Below are 16,983 nucleotides of genomic sequence, written 5' to 3' on the forward strand. Positions count from 1 at the left end.
ATGTACGAATTCGACTGGTCTTCGATTCCCGGCGCCTTGCCCTTCCTCTGGGACGGCATGAAGGTCACCCTGGTCATCACCGTGCAGGCCGTGCTCATCGGCATCGTCTGGGGCACCTTGCTGGCCATGATGCGACTGTCGCCGGTCAAGGCGCTGTCCTGGTTCGCCGCCGGCTATGTGAACCTGTTCCGCGCCGTGCCGCTGGTCATGGTGCTGCTCTGGTTCTTCCTGATCGTGCCGGAATTTGTCGGGCAGCTGTTCAACATTCCGAAGGGGACGGACATGCGCCTGTCTTCGGCGATGGCCGGCTTTGCCCTGTTCGAGTCGGCCTATTACTCGGAAATCATCCGGGCCGGCATCCAGAGCGTGCCGAAGGGGCAGATTTCTGCGGCTTCTGCACTGGGCATGACCTACGGTCAGGCGATGCGTCTCGTCGTGCTGCCGCAGGCCTTCCGCAACATGGTGCCGCTGCTGCTGACGCAGGGCATCATCCTCTTCCAGGATACCTCGCTGGTCTACGTCTCGGCGCTGGCCGACTTTTTCGGTGCCGCCTACAAGGTCGGCGACCGCGACGGTCGACTCGTCGAAATGCTGCTTTTTGCCGGTGCCGTCTATTTCGTCATCTGCTTCTCCGCTTCGCAGCTCGTGAAGCGCCTCCAGAAAAAATATTCCCCGGCCTGAGCGCCAGCTTCAAGGAGAAATCCCATGATCAAGATTGCAAATGTCAGCAAGCAGTATGGCGACTTCAAGGTACTTACCGATTGCAGCACCAGCGTCAGCAAAGGTGAAGTGATCGTCGTCTGCGGCCCGTCAGGTTCCGGCAAATCGACGCTGATCAAGTGCGTCAATGGCCTGGAACCCTTCCAGTCCGGCGAAATCGTCGTCAACGGTATCTCGGTCGGCGACCGCAAGACCAACCTGTCCCAGTTGCGCGCCCACGTCGGCATGGTTTTCCAGAACTTCGAACTGTTCCCGCACATGAGCATCACCCAGAACCTGGCCATCGCCCAGGTCAAGGTGCTCAAGCGCAGCCAGGACGAGGCGATGGACAAGGGGCTCAAACTGCTCGACCGCGTCGGCCTCAAGGCCCAGGCCAACAAGTTCCCCGGCCAGCTGTCCGGCGGCCAGCAGCAGCGCGTGGCGATCGCCCGGGCGCTGGCGATGGACCCGATCTGCATGCTGTTCGACGAGCCGACTTCGGCCCTCGACCCGGAAATGGTCAACGAGGTGCTCGACGTGATGACCGAACTGGCCAAGGAAGGCATGACGATGATGTGCGTGACGCACGAAATGGGCTTTGCCAAGCGCGTCGCCAACCGCGTCATCTTCATGGACCAGGGCCGTATCGTCGAGGATGACAGCAAGGAAGCCTTCTTCGCCAATCCGCGTTCGGAACGGGCGCAGCAGTTCCTCGCCAAGATCCTGCACCACTGATATTCCGGCGCCTGCCGCGTTGCGCGGCAGGCCGACCGGCAGAATGAAAACATAAAAGGAGACACCATGACCACACGACGCGAACACGATCTGCTCGGCGATGCCGATGTGCCGGCCGGCGCCTACTGGGGCGTCCATACCCTGCGCGCCATCGAGAATTACCCGATTACCGGCAAGACCATCGGCAACTATGGCGAACTGGTCCGCGCCCTGGCCCTGACCAAGCAGGCCGCCGCCTTGGCCAATGCCGAACTCGGCCAGCTCGACCAGCGCCGCGCCGAGGCGATCATCGCCGCCTGCCGGGAGGTCGCGGCCGGCCAACTGCATGAAGAGTTCGTCGTCGATGTGATCCAGGGCGGCGCCGGGACGTCGACCAACATGAATGCCAACGAGGTGATCGCCAACCGGGCGCTCGAATTGCTCGGCCACCGCAAGGGCGACTATGCCGAGTTGCATCCGCTCAACCACGTCAACATGTCGCAGAGCACCAACGACGTTTATCCGACCGCCTTGCGCGTCGCCGCCTGCTTTGCCATCGGCGGCCTGCTGGCGGCGATGGCCGGCTTGCGCGAAGCTTTTGCCGCCAAGGCCGAGGAATTCAAGGACGTCCTGAAAATCGGTCGAACCCAGTTGCAGGACGCCGTGCCGATGACCCTCGGCCAGGAGTTCTCGACCTACGCGGTGATGCTGCACGAAGACGAGCAGCGCCTTGGCGAGGCGATCGCGCTGATCCGCGAAATCAATCTCGGCGCCACCGCCATCGGCACCGGCATCAATACCGACATGCGCTACTCGAAGCTGGCCATCGACCACCTGTCGCAGTTATCCGGCCTGGCGCTCGAAGCGGCGCCCAACCTCATCGAAGCGACCCAGGACTGCGGCGCCTTCGTGCAGCTGTCCGGCGTGCTGAAGCGCGTCGCCTGCAAGCTGTCGAAGACCTGCAACGACTTGCGCCTGCTTTCCTCCGGCCCGCAGGCCGGGCTCAACGAGATCAATCTGCCGCCGCGCGCCGCCGGTTCGTCGATCATGCCGGGCAAGGTCAATCCGGTGATTCCCGAGGTGGTCAACCAGATCGCCTTCGAAGTCATCGGCAACGACGTCACCATCACCATGGCGGCCGAGGGCGGCCAGCTGCAACTGAACGCTTTCGAGCCGATCATCGCCCACAGCCTGTTCAAGAGCATCCAGCACCTGACCGCCGGTTGCCTGACTCTGACCACCCATTGCGTGCGCGGCATTACCGCCAACCGCGAACTGCTGGCCGAACGCGTCCGCACTTCGGCCGGCCTGGCGACGGCGCTCAATCCGTACATCGGTTACGAAAACGCCACGCGGGTGGCCCAGGAAGCGCTGCGCACCGGGCGCGGCGTCGCCGAACTGGTCGAGGAAATGGGCCTGATGGATCGCACCACGCTGGCCGCCGTGCTGGCCCCCGACGTCCTGACGGCGCCGCGCCGGATGAATTGATGGCGTTGCGCACTCAGCGTCGCCTGGCCCTGCCGACCGGCCGGTCGGCAGGGATTTTCCGGCCAGCGAGCGGTGCCGGGGGCGGCCGTGCCAAGGCTACAATGGACGCACCCTCCTGCCGCCGTCCCGATGCCTGAAGCCCGCTCGCCGATTCCGTCCGCCCTGCCCAAGCCGCACCGCGCCCTCGGCCTGGCGTTGCTGCTGGCGATTTTTCTGGCGGCTGGCCTGTTTGCCTATCGCCTCTCCGAGCGCGATGGCATCGACCGCATGCGCCAGGCGGCCAGCCATCAACTCGATACGCTGGCCGCCGCGATCGACAGCGAAGTGACCCGGCACGCCTCGATTCCCAGCGCCGTCGAGCTGAATTCGGACGTCCTCGCCCTGTTGCGGGCGCCGGAAGACAAACAGGATGTGCTGCAGCCGGCAGCCAACCGCTTCCTGCAGAAACTCAACGACCACCTCGGCGGTCCGGCGATCTTCGTTCTCGATACCAAGGGGCGGGTCGCCGCTTCCAGCGACTGGATATTTTCCGACAACCTGCTGGCGGCCGAGCTTTCCTACATGCCGTTTTTCCGCAACGCGGTGCGCGGCGTGCCGGCCCGCCATTACGCGGTGGACCATGTGCGCCACGAGCCGGGCTATTACTTCGCGTTGCCGATTCGCGACGAGCAGCAGGAGTGGAAGGTGATCGGCGTCGCCGTCGTCAAATCCGGCATCCGCGAACTGGAACGGCGCTGGCTGGGCCAGGAGGCGCCGGCCCTGATCGTCGACAGCAATGGCCTGGTGCTGCTCGCCTCGCCGCCCGACTGGCGCTACGCAACGCTGCAGCCATGGCCGAAGGCCGAACTCGAGCGGGTCAGTCGCGAACAGTTCGCCGGCCAGCCAATCGGCGCGGTAACGCTGGATATCGAACTGGAAGGCGCCGCCGACGGGGCCATCGTCCGCCTGCCCAAGCATCTGCGCGGCGACCTCAGCCCGCTGAGCGGGGCCAAGCCCTATCTCGCCCTGTCGCGCAATTTGTCGGGCACGGCCTGGCGCATCGTCGTCTTTTCCGACTTGCGGCCGGTCGCCGTCCAGGCGGCGACGCATGCCGCGCTGACCGCCGCCGCCCTCGGCTGCCTGCTGCTCGGCGCGCTCTACGCCAAGCAGCGCCAGCGCCTGGCGCGCGGCCGCGAAGAGGCGCAGGCGATGCTGCAACGGGCCAATCAGGAGCTGGAAAACAAGGTCGGCGAACGGACGGCCGACCTCTCCGAGGCCGTCGACCGGCTGCAGCGCGAAGTGGTCGAGCGCGAACGCGCCGAACAGACCCTGCGCTCGGCCCAGGACGAACTGGTCCAGGCGGCCAAGCTGGCGGTGCTCGGCCAGATGGCGACCGGTATCACCCATGAGCTGAGCCAGCCGCTCGGGGCGATCCGCACGCTATCGGCCAATGCCGTCGAGTTCATGCATCGCGGCGATCTGGCGACGGCCGAGAAGAATCTCGGCATCGTCGGCCAGTTGGCCGAGCAGGCCGGGCGCATCATCACGCCGCTGAAAACCTTTGCCCGCAAGTCGCCGGCCGTCTCGGCGGCGGTTGATGTGGCGCAGGCCGTCGATAGCGCGCTGTTCCTCTTCGAGCAACGGCTGCGCAAGCAGAACGTGACGGTGGACCGGCCAATCGCCGCCGATTCGTGGATCGCCTGGTGCGACCAGAACCGCCTGCAGCAGGTGCTGGTCAACCTGATCGGCAATGCCATCGATGCCATGGTTGAGCGGCCCGAGCGCCGCTTGCGCTTCGCCATCGCGCTGGCCGACGAGCGGCGCCTGGCGCTGACCGTCAGCGATACCGGCAGCGGCTTCACGGCGCAGGCGCTGGAACATCTGTTCGAGCCCTTTTTTACCACCAAGCAACCGGGCGAAGGTCTTGGCCTGGGGCTGACCATCTCGCGCGACATCCTGCGCGATTTCGGCGGCGACCTGCTGGCCGAACCGGCGCCCGGCGGCGGCGCCCGTTTTACCGTGCTGCTGCCGCTCTCGATCAACGCTGATCCACCAAAGGGATTGCCATGAAGGCCCCGCTTGCCGTGCTGCTCGTCGAAGACGATCCGAATGTCCGCCTGGGCTGCGAACAGGCCATGCAGCTGGCCGGCATTCCGGTCGATGCCGTGGCTACCGCCGAGGAGGCGCAGCGCCGGCTGAGCGCCGACTACGCCGGCATCGTGGTCAGCGACATGCGGCTACCCGGCATGGACGGCATGGCGCTGCTGCGCTGGGTCAATCAGCTTGATCCCAATCTGCCGGTGATCATCATCACCGGCCACGGCGACGTGACGCTGGCCGTCGAAGCGATGCGCAGCGGCGCCTACGACTTCATGCAGAAGCCGTTCTCGACCGGCGATCTGGTCGATGTCGTCCGGCGGGCGCTGGAAAAGCGCGAGCTGGTCCTCGAAGTCGAGGCGCTGCGCCGCCGGCTCGATCATCGCGACGATCTCGAGGCCCGGCTGATCGGCCGCTCGCCGCAGATGGCCAAGGTCCGCCAGCTGATTCTCGACGTCGCCAACGCAGCGGTGGATGTGCTGATTTTCGGCGAAACCGGCACCGGCAAGGAGATGGTCGCCCGCTGCCTGCACGATTTGAGCGGCGCCCGGCAGGAGAACTACGTCGCGCTGAATTGCGGCGGCATGGCCGACAACCTGCTCGACAGCGAACTGTTCGGCCATGAGCCGGGGGCTTTCACCGGCGCCCAGAAGCGGCGCATCGGCAAGATCGAATACGCCAGCGGCGGCACGCTGTTCCTCGACGAGGTCGAGTCGATGCCGATGAACATGCAGATCAAGCTGCTCCGCGTCTTGCAGGAGCGGGTCATCGAGCGGCTCGGCTCGAACCAGCAGGTGCCGGTGTCCTGTCGGGTGGTGGCGGCGAGCAAGGAAGATCTCAAGCTGCTCTCCGATCAGGGGAAATTCCGCGCCGACCTCTATTACCGTCTCAACGTCGTGCGCATCGAACTGCCGGCGCTGCGCGAACGGCGCGAGGATATTCCGGCGCTCTACGACGAATTCCTGCTCCAGGCCGCCAAGCGCTACAACCGGCCGCCGCCGCCGCTGACCTCGGAATATCTGCGCCAGCTGATGGCCCAGGACTGGCCGGGCAATATCCGCGAACTGCGCAATGCCGCCGACTGCCATGCCCTCGGCATCGGCCGCGACGGTGCGACGCCGGGCGTCGGCAGCACGCCGCAATCGCTGACCGAAGCCGTCGAAAACTACGAGCGGGTGCTGATCGCCAACGAATTTACCAAGCAGGACGGCAATATCGCGCGGACCAGCGATGCGCTGAAGATCGCCCGCACGACGCTGCACGACAAGCTGAAGAAGTACGGACTAATCTGAGCCGGCCGGCAGCCAGCCGAATTTGCGGAACAGGAATTCGACCGCCCAGAGGCTGAAATAGGTGGCAAACCAGGCAAAAACGGTGTCCGACAGGAAATGCCCGCCCGGCACCATGCGGACCAGCGCGAACAGGCCGCCGCCGACGAGGCTGGCGAGCAGCCAGCGGCGGCGCACGGCCGGGGCGCCGAGCCAGCCGAAAGCCATGATGAACGAGGCGGTGGCGACATGGCCGCTGACGAAGGAGCAGTTCTGCACGCATTGATCGGCCGGGATGAAGGCCGGTGTGAACTGCCGGCTGCCGCCGAACTGTTCGACATTGACCGGTCGGGTCCGGCCGGAATGTTCTTTCAGCGTCGCATCGACCAGCAGCACCGGGCCGAGCAGGGCGCCGGCCAGCAGGAAACCGAACGTTGCCCGGCGCGCCTTGAGGCGCGGCAGGCGCGACCAGAAACTGAGCAGCCAGAGCAGCAGCAGCCCGACCAGCAGGCCCTGGCCGAGCCGGGGCAGGCCGCGGTAGGGGATGGCCAGCCAGAGATCCTCGCGATTCAGCGCCCAGTGGCCGGCGCCGCGATAGAACAAGCCGCTGGCCAGCAGGTCGATCTGTGGAAAGGCGATGAACAGCCCGGCCAGCAGGCCGAAGGCGATCAATACCAGGCGCGTTTCAGTAGCCCTTGAAGTCACGGAGCAGGTAAACCTTCATGTCGCGGCTGGTCTGCGCGTCGAGCGGCGCCTGCAGCACGGCCAGCGGTTCGACGCTGGCGAAGCGGCTGGCGAAATCGGCCCCCGGCGGGTCCTCGGTGATCAGCAGCGCATCCTTACCGAGCCACGGCCGCAGGTCGGTGGTCAGCTTGTAATGGTCGCTCGCCGTGCCGCTCGGATTCCAGCTCGCCGCCGCCGGCTTGAGATCGCGCAGTTCGTAGAGCATGTGGGCGAGCAGCGTCCGGTTGTCGGCGATCAGCACGGCGCCGGGGTGGGCGGCAATGATCGGCGTGAGCTGCCGGCCGAGTTCGTCCCAGCCCATGGCGCGGTTGAACGGCGTCTTTTCCGCCGGATTCTGCACATCGGCGGCGGCCAGCAGGCTGGGCCAGTGATAGACGACGCCGACCAGCAGGAGATTGATCGCCAGCGCGATCAGCAGCAGGCGTTGTTTTTTTCGCTGGACCAGCCAGGCGACGGCGGCGATGGCGGCGGGGGCGAAGGCCGGGGCCGCCCAGTTGGCGTTCGCGCCGCCCTTGAGCGCCTGGGCTGAAACGACCAGCCACAGCGGCAGGGCGAACCACAGCAACAGCCGGGTCCGGTCGTCGCGCCAGCTCTGCCGGGTCTGGGCGAGCAGGATGAAGAAAACGCTGCCGATGATCGGGCCGAAGGAAATCCACTGTGCCGCCCAGAATTCGCCCAGCGGCGCCAGGCCGCCGGCCGCCTTCTTGTTCAATGTGATGTCGGCGGTGTGCTTGAGGGTCGGAAAGTCGTGGGTGAAATTCCAGTAAATGTTCGGAGCCAGGATCAGCAGCGCCAGCCCGGCGGCCAGCCAGGGTTTGGCCGAAGCCAGCCGTGGCCGATGGCAGGCGAGCAGATGCAGGAAGGCGGCGCCGAGCCAGACCGCCATGGTGTATTTCGACAGCAGGCCGAGACCGCAGACGCCGCCGAGCAGCAGCCAGTCGGCCCAGGCGTCGCTGTCCAGCGCCCGCAGATAGGCCCATAGCGCCAGCGCCCAGAACAGGGTGAGCAAGGCGTCGGTCGACACGAACAGGCCGAGCCAGCCGAACATCGGCAAGGTCAGCACGGTCAGCGCCGCCCAGAAGGCGGTGCGCTGGTCGTAGAGGCGGCGGGCGATGGCCCAGCAGGCGGCGGCGGCCAGCGGATAGCAGAGCATGGCCAGGGCCTTGACGCCGAGCAGGCCGTCGCCGAACAGCGCGGTGGATAGCCAGATCAGCGCGGCGACGCCGGGCGGCTTGGAGAAGTAGCCCCAGTCGAGGTGCTGCGCCCAGGTCCAGTATTGCGCTTCGTCAACATAGAGCGTGATGCCCAGTTGCGGCACCACCCAGAAGCGCCAGGCAAGCAGCAGCGCCGCCAGGCCGAACAGTAATTTGCCGCCGGATTTTAGGTCGGTTGGGCGGCCGAACGCGGAACTCACGCCGGCTTGTGCCAACCTTCGTCGGCGTTCAGCGGGCGCTCGGGACGGGCCGCGTAGGAGCGGATGGTGCCCGACTCGAAATAGATGCGGGCGAGCAATTCCGACAGTACGCCGGTGGTGATGAAATGGATGCCGGCGATCAGCGTGCCGATGCCGACGATGAGCAGCGGCCGGCCGCCGATGTTTTCGCCGAGGCCGAATTTGACCCAGGCCAGCCAGGTCATGATCAGGCCGGAAAGCGCTGTCAGGGCGAGGCCGATGCCGCCGAAGAAATGGCCCGGCCGGGCGCGGAAGCGCATGAAGAAGTAGACGGCGATCAAATCGAGAATGACCCGGAAAGTCCGCGAAATGCCGTACTTGGAAACGCCGGCGGTGCGCGCATGGTGCGTCGTCGGCTCCTGGGCGATACGCCGCGGCGTCGTGACGGTGGCCAGCCAGGCCGGGATGAAGCGGTGCATTTCGCCGTACAGCCGGACGCTCTTGATGACGCTGCCGCGGAAAGCTTTCAGGCTGCAGCCGTAGTCGCGCAGATGGACGCCGGTCATCCGGGCGATCAGCTTGTTGGCGATCTTCGACGGAATCTTGCGCAGGAACAGGCCGTCCTGGCGGTTCTGGCGCCAGCCGGCGACCAGGTCGAGGTCTTCGTTCAACAGCCGGGCGACCATGCGCGGAATGTCGACCGGATCGTTCTGCAGATCGCCGTCCATGGTCACGATCACGTCGCCGCGCGCTGCATCGATACCGGCCTGCATCGCCGCCGTCTGCTTGAAGTTGCGGGTCAGTTCGACGATGCGCACGTGCGGGCCGTACTCCTTGGCCGCCTGCACGGCGCGTTCGATCGTCGCATCGCTGCTGCCGTCATCGACCAGCACCAATTCCCATGGATTCTCGTAACCAACCAGGGCTTCATGCACGCGCTTGACCAGCGGTGCGATGTTCTCTTCCTCGTTGTAGAACGGGACGACGATGGAAAGGCTGTGCGGGGGCATGGAGAGGGCGGCGCTCATGGGTGGATCCGGCGGGAAAGGCGGCATTTTAACGTGAAACTCGCTCGCCCCGCTTGCCGGCCGGCGCGCTGGGGCGGGGGCTTGTTGTAGAATTTGATGTTTACCGTAACCGGCAAGGAATCAACTGCATGTTGCTGATGATCGACAATTACGACAGCTTCACTTACAACATCGTCCAGTACTTCGGCGAGTTGGGTCAGGATGTTCAGGTCTACCGCAACGACGCGATCAGCATCGCCGACATTGCCCGTCTCAAGCCGGACTATCTGGTCATTTCTCCCGGCCCGGGCACGCCCGCCCAGGCCGGTATTTCGCTGGCGGCGATCGGCGAATTCGCCGGTAAGATTCCCTTGCTCGGCGTCTGCCTCGGCCACCAGGCGATCGGCGAAGCCTTTGGCGGCAAGGTGGTGCATGCCAAGAAACTGATGCACGGCAAGGTGTCGCCGGTGCACCATAACGATATCGGCGTTTTCAAGGGCCTGCCCAATCCGCTGACCTGCACCCGCTACCACTCGCTGGCCATCGAGCGCGAAAGTCTGCCCGACTGTCTGGAAGTCACCGCGTGGACCGAGGACGGCGAAATCATGGGGGTCCGGCACAAGACGCTGGCCGTCGAGGGCGTGCAGTTTCACCCCGAATCGATCCTGACCGAGCGCGGCCACGATCTGCTTAAAAACTTTCTGGACGAACACAAGAAATGACTCCGCAAGCCGCCCTCCAGCGCGTGATTGAACACCGCGAAATTTTCCACGACGAAATGGTGTCGCTGATGCAGCAGATCATGAGCGGCGAGGTTTCGCCGGTGATGATCTCGGCCATCATCATCGGCCTGCGTGTCAAGAAGGAAAGCATCGGCGAGATTGCCGCCGCGGCGACGGTGATGCGTGAGTTGTCTACCAAGGTGCAGGTCGATGACGTGGCGCGGCTGGTCGATACCTGCGGCACCGGGGGCGATGGCGCCCATACCTTCAATATTTCGACTGCCGCGATGTTCGTCGCCGCCGCCGCTGGGGCGCAGATCGCCAAGCATGGCGGGCGTTCCGTATCGAGCCAGTCGGGCAGCGCCGATGTCCTCGAGTCGCTCGGCGTCAATATCAATCTGCTGCCCGCCCAGGTCGCCCAGTGCATTGCCGAAACCGGGATTGGCTTCATGTTTGCCCCGAACCACCACAGCGCCATGAAGCATGCTGCGCCGGTGCGCCGCGAACTCGGCGTGCGGACCATCTTCAATATTCTTGGACCGCTGACCAATCCGGCCAATGCGCCGCAACAGGTGCTGGGCGTTTTTCACGCCGATTTGGTCGGCATCCTGGTGCGCGTGCTGCAACGCCTCGGCAGCACCCGGGCGCTGACGGTATTCGGCCGCGAAGGCCTCGATGAAATTTCCATCTCGGGCAGCACGCTGGTCGGCGAATTGAAGGATGGCCGGATCAGCGAATACGAAATCCACCCGGAACAGTTCAATCTGCCGGTGCACGATCCGAAAGTGCTGCGCGTCGCCAATGTCGAAGAATCGAAAGCCGTTCTCCTCGGTGCCCTCGACAACAAGCTCGGCGCGGCGCGCGACATCGTCGCCCTCAATGCCGGGGCCAGCATCTACGTCAGCGGTCAGGCGGCAACGCTGGCCGACGCCGTCGATCAGGCGTTCGAGATGATCGTTTCCGGCGCGGCGCGCGCCAAGCTCGAACAATTCATCAGCAGCACCAAGCAATTCGCATGAGCGACATTCTCAACAAGATCGTTGCCACCAAGCGCGAGGAAATCGCCGCCGCTCTGGCCGTCAAGTCGTTCGCTGCCGTCGAGGCCGAAGCTGCCGCCCAGTCGGCGCCACGCGATTTCGTCGGCGCCATCCGGCGCAAGATCGCTGGCGGCCAGCCGGCGGTGATTGCCGAAATCAAGAAGGCCAGCCCCTCGAAAGGCATCATCCGCCCCGACTTTCAGCCGGCCGAAATCGCCCGCAGTTACGAAGCGCATGGCGCCGCCTGCCTGTCGGTGCTGACCGATCGCCAGTATTTCCAGGGCTGCCCGGAATACCTGCAGGCCGCCCGCGCCGCCTGCCAGCTGCCGGTGTTGCGCAAGGACTTCATGGTCGATGCTTATCAAGTGGCCGAAGCGCGTGCCGTGGGCGCCGACTGCATCCTGCTCATCGCCGCCGCGCTGACGCTGCCGGAAATGCAGGCACTCGAAGCCCAAGCGCAGGCTTACGGCATGGCCGTGCTCGTCGAAGTGCATAACGGCGAAGAACTCGATGCCGCGCTGCAACTGAAAACTCCGTTGCTCGGCATCAACAACCGCAACCTGCGCACTTTCGAAGTGACGCTCGATACAACACTTGGCCTGCTCGCCCGCGTTCCGGCCGAGCGTATCGTCGTTACCGAAAGCGGCATCATCAAGCCGGAAGACGTCGCATTGATGCGTGCCAACAAGGTTGAAGCCTTCCTGGTCGGCGAAGCCTTCATGCGCGCCCCGGAGCCCGGCAGCGAATTGGCGCGTTTGTTTGCCTGAGCGCTGTTGCGCCGAAACAACAAAGCTCGGCTGAATCATCTTCCGATGCCAAACACTCGTTGCTACTGCCTTCCGCTCTTTGCGACAATCGCTTTCAACTTCTCAATCCGAGAGGTAAAGCTTAATCGGTTCGCAAGATCGGATTAAAAACTAACCACTAAGGAGATTTTTTGATGCAAAAGAAAATTATCGCCCTGGCTATCGCTGGTCTGGCTTCTAGCGCTGCTTTCGCCCAAACTAACGTTCAGATCTACGGTATCGTTGATGCTGCTGTTGCTTATGTTAACAACAGCAATGGCCGCGATGGTATGGCTGTTCAGTCAGGTGTTCTGGCCGGTAACCGTCTAGGTTTCAAGGGCACAGAGGATCTGGGTAATGGCGTTAAGGCTATTTTCACCCTCGAACAGGGCTTTAACCTTGATGATGGCACGAGCGCCAGCGCCACCCAATCGTTCCAGCGTCAGGCTTGGGTTGGTTTGTCTTCCAACGCCGGTACCTTGACCTTCGGTCGTCAGTACGCTCCGGGTTATGCTGCCTTCGTGAAGCATGATGCTCTGGGTGCCGCGCTGCTTTCCGCTGGTATGACCCTGAATGCTTCTTCTGGTAACACCATTGCTGCTAATAGCAATGCTCGCTGGAACAACTCCATCAAGTACGTTTCCCCGGTCTTCGCTGGCTTCCAGGGTGAATTGATCTATCGTGCTGGTGAAGCTAGCAACGATATGGCTTCCAACGAAGGCTACGGCCTGGGTCTGGCCTATGCTGGTGGCCCTGTTGCCGTTAACTATGTCTATCAACATACCGATGGTTCCGCGCAAGGTTCTGATGCTGGTCTGACTGCTGCTCAGTGGGTTGCTTCTACCCCGAACACCGGCGCAATTCGTGACGAGCACTTCATCGGTGCAACGTTTGATGCCAAGGTTCTGAAAGTCCTGGCGACTGCACAGTTCGCAGAGAATCAAGGCCGCGGTCTGAATGGCTCCAGTCAAGTTCAGTTGTACACTTTGGGCACGATCATTCCGGTTGGCAAGGGTAACATCCACGCTAACTACGGCTTGCTGGACCTGAACGGTAATAATCGCAAGAACGGCGCTTCTGGTCTGGGTCAGAGCTATGCTGTTGCCTACACCCATGGTCTGTCCAAGCGCACCACGCTTTACGCTGCAGTTAACTACACCGATCTGGCCGGGTCCACCACTCCGCCGTCATACGTCAATGCTTCGGGTTCTGCCGCTACTACGCTTGGCTTGTCTGCCCAGAATGCTGCTAACCTGATCAACGGTGGCGGTAACGGTACAACGGTTGGTTTTGGTATCAATCACGCTTTCTAATCTGACTTAACCGTCAATTAGAAAATAAAGCGGTCACCTTCGGGTGACCGTTTTTTATTTCTGCTTTGAAACGTCGTTTTGAGCGACGTTTTTTGTGTCCATCGCCAGTGCTGTGTAGCGTCTTTTTTCCTCGCCTTGCGATTCTTTGGTTGTTTTGTGCTTGTAAAAAAGGCTCCCTTGGTTGCGGGAGCCTTTGTTTATTTGTTGGGGGATTTGGTTAAATCAGGATCAGGTTGTCCCGGTGAATGATTTCCGGTTCGTCTACGTAGCCAAGCAGTTCTTCAATTTCGGCGGTTGATTTGCGGGCGATCAGGCGGGTTTCGCCACTGCCGTAGTTGCTCAGGCCGCGCGCCACTTCCAGCCCCTGGGGGCTGATGCAGGCGACTGCGGCACCCCGTTCAAATTCGCCTTCGCTGGCGATTACGCCGACAGGCAGCAGGCTTTTTCCGGCTTTGAGCGCTTCCACTGCGCCTTCATCAAGCATCAGCTTGCCGGCGAGTTGCAGATGGTCAGCCAGCCATTGTTTGCGTGCGGCGAGTGCCTGGGTTTGCGAGATGAGTAGGGTGCCGACCGATTCGCCGTTGGCTAGCCGGATGATCGGGTCTGTCTCGTGACCGTTGGCGATGACCGTGTGTGCTCCGCTACGGGCGGCGCGTTTGGCGGCGATCACTTTGGTGATCATGCCGCCCTTGCCGATCGAGGTGCCGGCGCCGCCAGCCATTGCCTCCAGTGACTCGTCGCCGGCCGTGGCTTCGCGGATCAGCGTCGCATTGGGGTCCTTGCGCGGGTCGGCGGTGTACAGGCCGGTCTGGTCGGTCAGGATGATCAGGGCTTCGGCTTCGATCAGGTTGGCCACCAGGGCGCCCAGTGTGTCGTTGTCGCCGAACTTTATTTCGTCGGTGACGACAGTGTCGTTCTCGTTGATGATCGGCACCACGCCCAGTCGAAGTAGCGTGATCAGCGTCGAGCGGGCGTTAAGATAGCGCTTGCGGTCGGCCAGGTCGTCGTGGGTCAGCAGGATTTGCGCGGTTTGCAGGCCATATTTGGCAAAGGCGCCTTCGTAGACCTGGACCAGTCCCATCTGGCCGACGGCAGCAGCGGCCTGCAATTCATGGACCGATTTCGGGCGTTTTGCCCAGCCGAGGCGCTGCATGCCGCAGGCGATGGCGCCGGACGAAACCAGCACGACTTCTTTGTCCTGTTGCTGGAGAACGCTGATTTGGCGTGCCCAGTCGTCAATGGCGGCGAGGTCGAGTCCGGCTCCGTTGTTGGTAACCAGCGCCGAGCCGACTTTGACGACGAGGCGTTTGGCGTTGGCGAGGCGGGTTTTGTTCATGCGTCTTCGTTGCTAGCTATTTCGGGTTCGTCGTCATCGACTTCCGGGCGAGCCATCTGTTCCAGGGTTTCCTGGATCGCATAGATCAGCGGCTTGGTGCCTTCGCCGCTGATGGCGGCAATCGGGAAGTAGGGGCCGTCGTACTTGGTGGCTTTCTTGTAGGCCTTGAGGAAGTTTTTCACCGCTGCTTCGCGGTCTTCCTCGGGAATCAGGTCGAGCTTGTTGAGGACCAGCCAGCGCGGCTTGTTGGCCAGTTCCGGGTCGTGCTTGATCAGTTCGCCGACGATCGCCTTGGCGTCGCGGACCGGGTCGGAGTCCGGGTCGATCGGCGCAATGTCCACCAGGTGCAGCAGGATGCGCGTGCGTTGCAAGTGCTTCAGAAAGCGGATGCCGAGGCCGGCGCCATCGGCGGCGCCTTCGATCAGGCCCGGTACGTCGGCCATCACGAAACTCTTATCGGAGTCCACGCGAACCACGCCGAGATTCGGGTGCAGCGTCGTGAAAGGGTAGTCGGCAACCTTCGGGCGGGCCGCCGAGATGGCGCGGATCAGCGTGCTCTTGCCGGCGTTGGGCAGGCCGAGCAGGCCGACGTCGGCGAGGACGCGCAGTTCGAGCGTGAGCTCGTGCTCTTCGCCCTGTTCGCCCTTGGTGCACTGACGCGGGGCGCGATTGGTGCTGGATTTGAAGTGGATGTTGCCGAGGCCGCCCTTGCCGCCTTTGGCCAGCAGGACCTTTTTATCATGCTGGTCGAGGTCAGCGAGGATTTCCTCGGTGTTCAAATCTTTGATCACCGTGCCAACCGGCATGCGCAGAATGATGTCGTCGCCGCCGGCGCCGTATTGGTCGGCGCCGCCACCGTTCTCGCCGCGCTTGCCGATGAACTTGCGGGTGTAGCGATAGTCGACCAGGGTATTGATATTGCGGTCGCCGACAACGTAAATGCTGCCGCCGCGTCCGCCGTCGCCGCCATTCGGGCCGCCCATCGGGATGTATTTTTCGCGGCGGAACGTGGCCGCGCCGTTACCACCGTCGCCGGCCTTGACGTAGATTTTTGCTTCGTCGATAAATTTCATGTTCCGCCTCTACATCCGGCCCAGGGCCACGTTGCCATCACCGGAAAATCCGGCGACATAAATTAAAAAGCCCTATCCGGCGGATAGGGCTTTTGTTTCCGCCGTGCCGAATTTATTCGGCGGCCGGAACGATGGTCACCACGCGGCGCTTTTTCAAGCCCTTGATGGAGAACTGAATGACGCCGTCCTTCAGTGCGAACAGGGTGTGATCCTTGCCGCAGCCGACGTTTTCGCCCGGGTGGAATTCAGTACCGCGCTGGCGAACGATGATGTTGCCGGCGAGAACGAATTGACCACCGTAGCGTTTGACGCCGAGTCGTTGGGCATGTGAGTCGCGGCCGTTACGTGAACTACCGCCTGCTTTCTTGTGTGCCATTTATTAGCTCCTTGTCTGAACTTAGGCGGCGATCGAATCGATGCGCAGTTCGGTGTAGTTCTGACGATGGCCTTGATGCTTTTGGTAATGCTTACGACGACGCATCTTGAAGATCTTGACCTTGTCGTGGCGGCCGTGGGAAACCACGGTGGCTTTAACGGTGGCGCCAGCAAGGAAGGGGGCGCCGATCTGTACCGACTCGCCTTCGCCTACCATGAGGATCTGGTCAAGGGTAACTTCTGCGCCAACGTCTGCCGGTATCTGTTCTACTTTAAGTTTTAGACCATTGGTAACGCGATACTGCTTACCGCCGGTTTTTATGACCGCATACATGGGTTGGACTCCGAAAATAATACAAAGGGTGCTACAAAGAACCGCGCATTATACGGAAAACTGCCACGAAGTCAAAGCCTTGTGGTGCGCTTGTGGTAAACTTTCGGCCTTTCCACCACCTCTCTTCCCCGGTCCTTCTCCCAGCGGCCGAGGAGGGATTCGAGAGTCGCTACGACTCCGCAAATCTGGAGCTATACATGGCTGAAATTACCACGGCCTCCGGCCTGATCTACGAAGATTCCGTTATCGGCGAAGGCGCCGAGGCCAAGGCCGGCGACCACGTCGTCGTCCATTACACCGGTTGGCTGACCAACGGCAGCAAGTTCGATTCGAGCAAGGACCGCAACGATCCTTTCGATTTTCCGCTCGGCCAGCGCCATGTGATTTCCGGTTGGGATGAAGGCGTCCAGGGCATGAAGATCGGCGGCACGCGCAAGCTGACCATTCCGCCCGAACTCGGCTATGGCGCCCGCGGCGCGGGCGGCGTGATTCCGCCGAATGCGACGCTGGTCTTCGAGGTTGAATTGCTCGGTATCCAATGAGCGATTTCGGCAACGAGCGTAAACCCAAACGGCCGCCGAGCGATGCGGCCGGTGGCGACCCGTGGGCCAAGTGGCGG

The 16,983-nt window shown here is 62.9% G+C and carries 17 protein-coding genes; 10 read left to right on the forward strand and 7 right to left on the reverse strand.

Annotated elements, in window-relative coordinates; all coding sequences use genetic code 11:
- From gltK to ACLIKD_RS01075, 5 genes are all read left to right on the forward strand, one after another.
- Entirely contained in the window at positions 1–681 is a 681-nt protein-coding gene (gltK, locus tag ACLIKD_RS01055; RefSeq protein ID WP_226418465.1) for a glutamate/aspartate ABC transporter permease GltK, read from the forward strand.
- 24 nt (positions 682–705) lie between these two features.
- On the forward strand, positions 706–1,434 hold the full coding sequence (locus ACLIKD_RS01060) for an amino acid ABC transporter ATP-binding protein (protein ID WP_226472344.1): 729 nt from the start codon (positions 706–708) through the stop codon (positions 1,432–1,434).
- Positions 1,435–1,500: 66 nt separating this feature from the next.
- Positions 1,501–2,901, forward strand: a complete 1,401-nt coding sequence (locus ACLIKD_RS01065; RefSeq protein WP_428826812.1) for an aspartate ammonia-lyase — start codon at positions 1,501–1,503, stop codon at positions 2,899–2,901.
- Between the two features lie 129 nt (positions 2,902–3,030).
- Positions 3,031–4,950 carry a sensor histidine kinase gene (locus ACLIKD_RS01070; protein WP_428826813.1) on the forward strand — a complete coding sequence of 640 codons (1,920 nt, stop codon included), beginning with the start codon at positions 3,031–3,033 and terminating at the stop codon, positions 4,948–4,950.
- On the forward strand, positions 4,947–6,269 hold the full coding sequence (locus tag ACLIKD_RS01075) for a sigma-54-dependent transcriptional regulator (RefSeq protein ID WP_226418469.1): 1,323 nt from the start codon (positions 4,947–4,949) through the stop codon (positions 6,267–6,269). Before ACLIKD_RS01070 ends, ACLIKD_RS01075 begins: the two co-directional genes overlap by 4 nt.
- Here the strand turns inward: ACLIKD_RS01075 and ACLIKD_RS01080 are convergent.
- From ACLIKD_RS01080 to ACLIKD_RS01090, 3 genes are read right to left on the reverse strand one after another with little or no spacing between them, the layout of a single operon-like run.
- Entirely contained in the window at positions 6,261–6,950 is a 690-nt protein-coding gene (locus ACLIKD_RS01080) for a phosphatase PAP2 family protein (protein WP_428826814.1), read from the reverse strand. The genes ACLIKD_RS01075 and ACLIKD_RS01080 overlap by 9 nt on opposite strands.
- Positions 6,931–8,403, reverse strand: coding sequence for a glycosyltransferase family 39 protein (locus ACLIKD_RS01085; protein ID WP_428826815.1), 1,473 nt, complete (start codon positions 8,401–8,403; stop codon positions 6,931–6,933). Before ACLIKD_RS01085 ends, ACLIKD_RS01080 begins: the two co-directional genes overlap by 20 nt.
- Positions 8,400–9,410 carry a glycosyltransferase family 2 protein gene (locus ACLIKD_RS01090; RefSeq protein WP_428826816.1) on the reverse strand — a complete coding sequence of 337 codons (1,011 nt, stop codon included), beginning with the start codon at positions 9,408–9,410 and terminating at the stop codon, positions 8,400–8,402. The genes ACLIKD_RS01085 and ACLIKD_RS01090 overlap by 4 nt, the downstream gene beginning before the upstream one ends.
- A 128-nt stretch (positions 9,411–9,538) precedes the next feature.
- Between ACLIKD_RS01090 and ACLIKD_RS01095 the strand changes: the two genes are divergently transcribed.
- The 4 genes from ACLIKD_RS01095 to ACLIKD_RS01110 all read left to right on the forward strand — a co-directional run bounded on the left by ACLIKD_RS01095 (position 9,539) and on the right by ACLIKD_RS01110 (position 13,246).
- Complete coding sequence (locus tag ACLIKD_RS01095; protein WP_428826817.1) at positions 9,539–10,111, forward strand: aminodeoxychorismate/anthranilate synthase component II; 573 nt, start codon at positions 9,539–9,541, stop codon at positions 10,109–10,111.
- Positions 10,108–11,130, forward strand: a complete 1,023-nt coding sequence (gene trpD / locus ACLIKD_RS01100; RefSeq protein ID WP_428826818.1) for an anthranilate phosphoribosyltransferase — start codon at positions 10,108–10,110, stop codon at positions 11,128–11,130. The genes ACLIKD_RS01095 and trpD overlap by 4 nt, the downstream gene beginning before the upstream one ends.
- Entirely contained in the window at positions 11,127–11,915 is a 789-nt protein-coding gene (gene trpC / locus ACLIKD_RS01105) for an indole-3-glycerol phosphate synthase TrpC (RefSeq protein ID WP_428826819.1), read from the forward strand. Before trpD ends, trpC begins: the two co-directional genes overlap by 4 nt.
- Before the next feature lie 173 nt (positions 11,916–12,088).
- A complete protein-coding gene (locus ACLIKD_RS01110) occupies positions 12,089–13,246 on the forward strand; it encodes a porin (protein WP_428826820.1) in 1,158 nt (385 codons plus the stop codon).
- Between the two features lie 217 nt (positions 13,247–13,463).
- On the opposite strand, the gene proB is transcribed toward ACLIKD_RS01110, so the two are convergent.
- The 4 genes from proB to rplU all read right to left on the reverse strand — a co-directional run bounded on the left by proB (position 13,464) and on the right by rplU (position 16,364).
- Entirely contained in the window at positions 13,464–14,582 is a 1,119-nt protein-coding gene (gene proB / locus ACLIKD_RS01115) for a glutamate 5-kinase (RefSeq protein ID WP_428826821.1), read from the reverse strand.
- The gene (cgtA, locus tag ACLIKD_RS01120) at positions 14,579–15,655 is read right to left on the reverse strand and encodes an Obg family GTPase CgtA (RefSeq protein WP_428826822.1); all 1,077 of its coding nucleotides are present in this window, start codon (positions 15,653–15,655) and stop codon (positions 14,579–14,581) included. The genes proB and cgtA overlap by 4 nt, the downstream gene beginning before the upstream one ends.
- Before the next feature lie 112 nt (positions 15,656–15,767).
- Positions 15,768–16,031: a 50S ribosomal protein L27 gene (gene rpmA, locus ACLIKD_RS01125; RefSeq protein WP_226418479.1), complete on the reverse strand. Its 264-nt coding sequence runs from the start codon at positions 16,029–16,031 to the stop codon at positions 15,768–15,770.
- A 21-nt stretch (positions 16,032–16,052) separates the two neighbouring features.
- On the reverse strand, positions 16,053–16,364 hold the full coding sequence (gene rplU / locus ACLIKD_RS01130; RefSeq protein ID WP_226418480.1) for a 50S ribosomal protein L21: 312 nt from the start codon (positions 16,362–16,364) through the stop codon (positions 16,053–16,055).
- A gap of 197 nt (positions 16,365–16,561) precedes the next feature.
- On the opposite strand from rplU, the gene ACLIKD_RS01135 reads away from it, so the two are divergent.
- Positions 16,562–16,906: an FKBP-type peptidyl-prolyl cis-trans isomerase gene (locus tag ACLIKD_RS01135; protein WP_226418481.1), complete on the forward strand. Its 345-nt coding sequence runs from the start codon at positions 16,562–16,564 to the stop codon at positions 16,904–16,906.
- Positions 16,907–16,983 lie beyond the last annotated feature (77 nt).

Origin of the sequence: Azonexus sp. IMCC34842, assembly GCF_050368855.1 — a bacterium.
Taxonomy (GTDB): domain Bacteria; phylum Pseudomonadota; class Gammaproteobacteria; order Burkholderiales; family Rhodocyclaceae; genus Azonexus; species Azonexus denitrificans_A.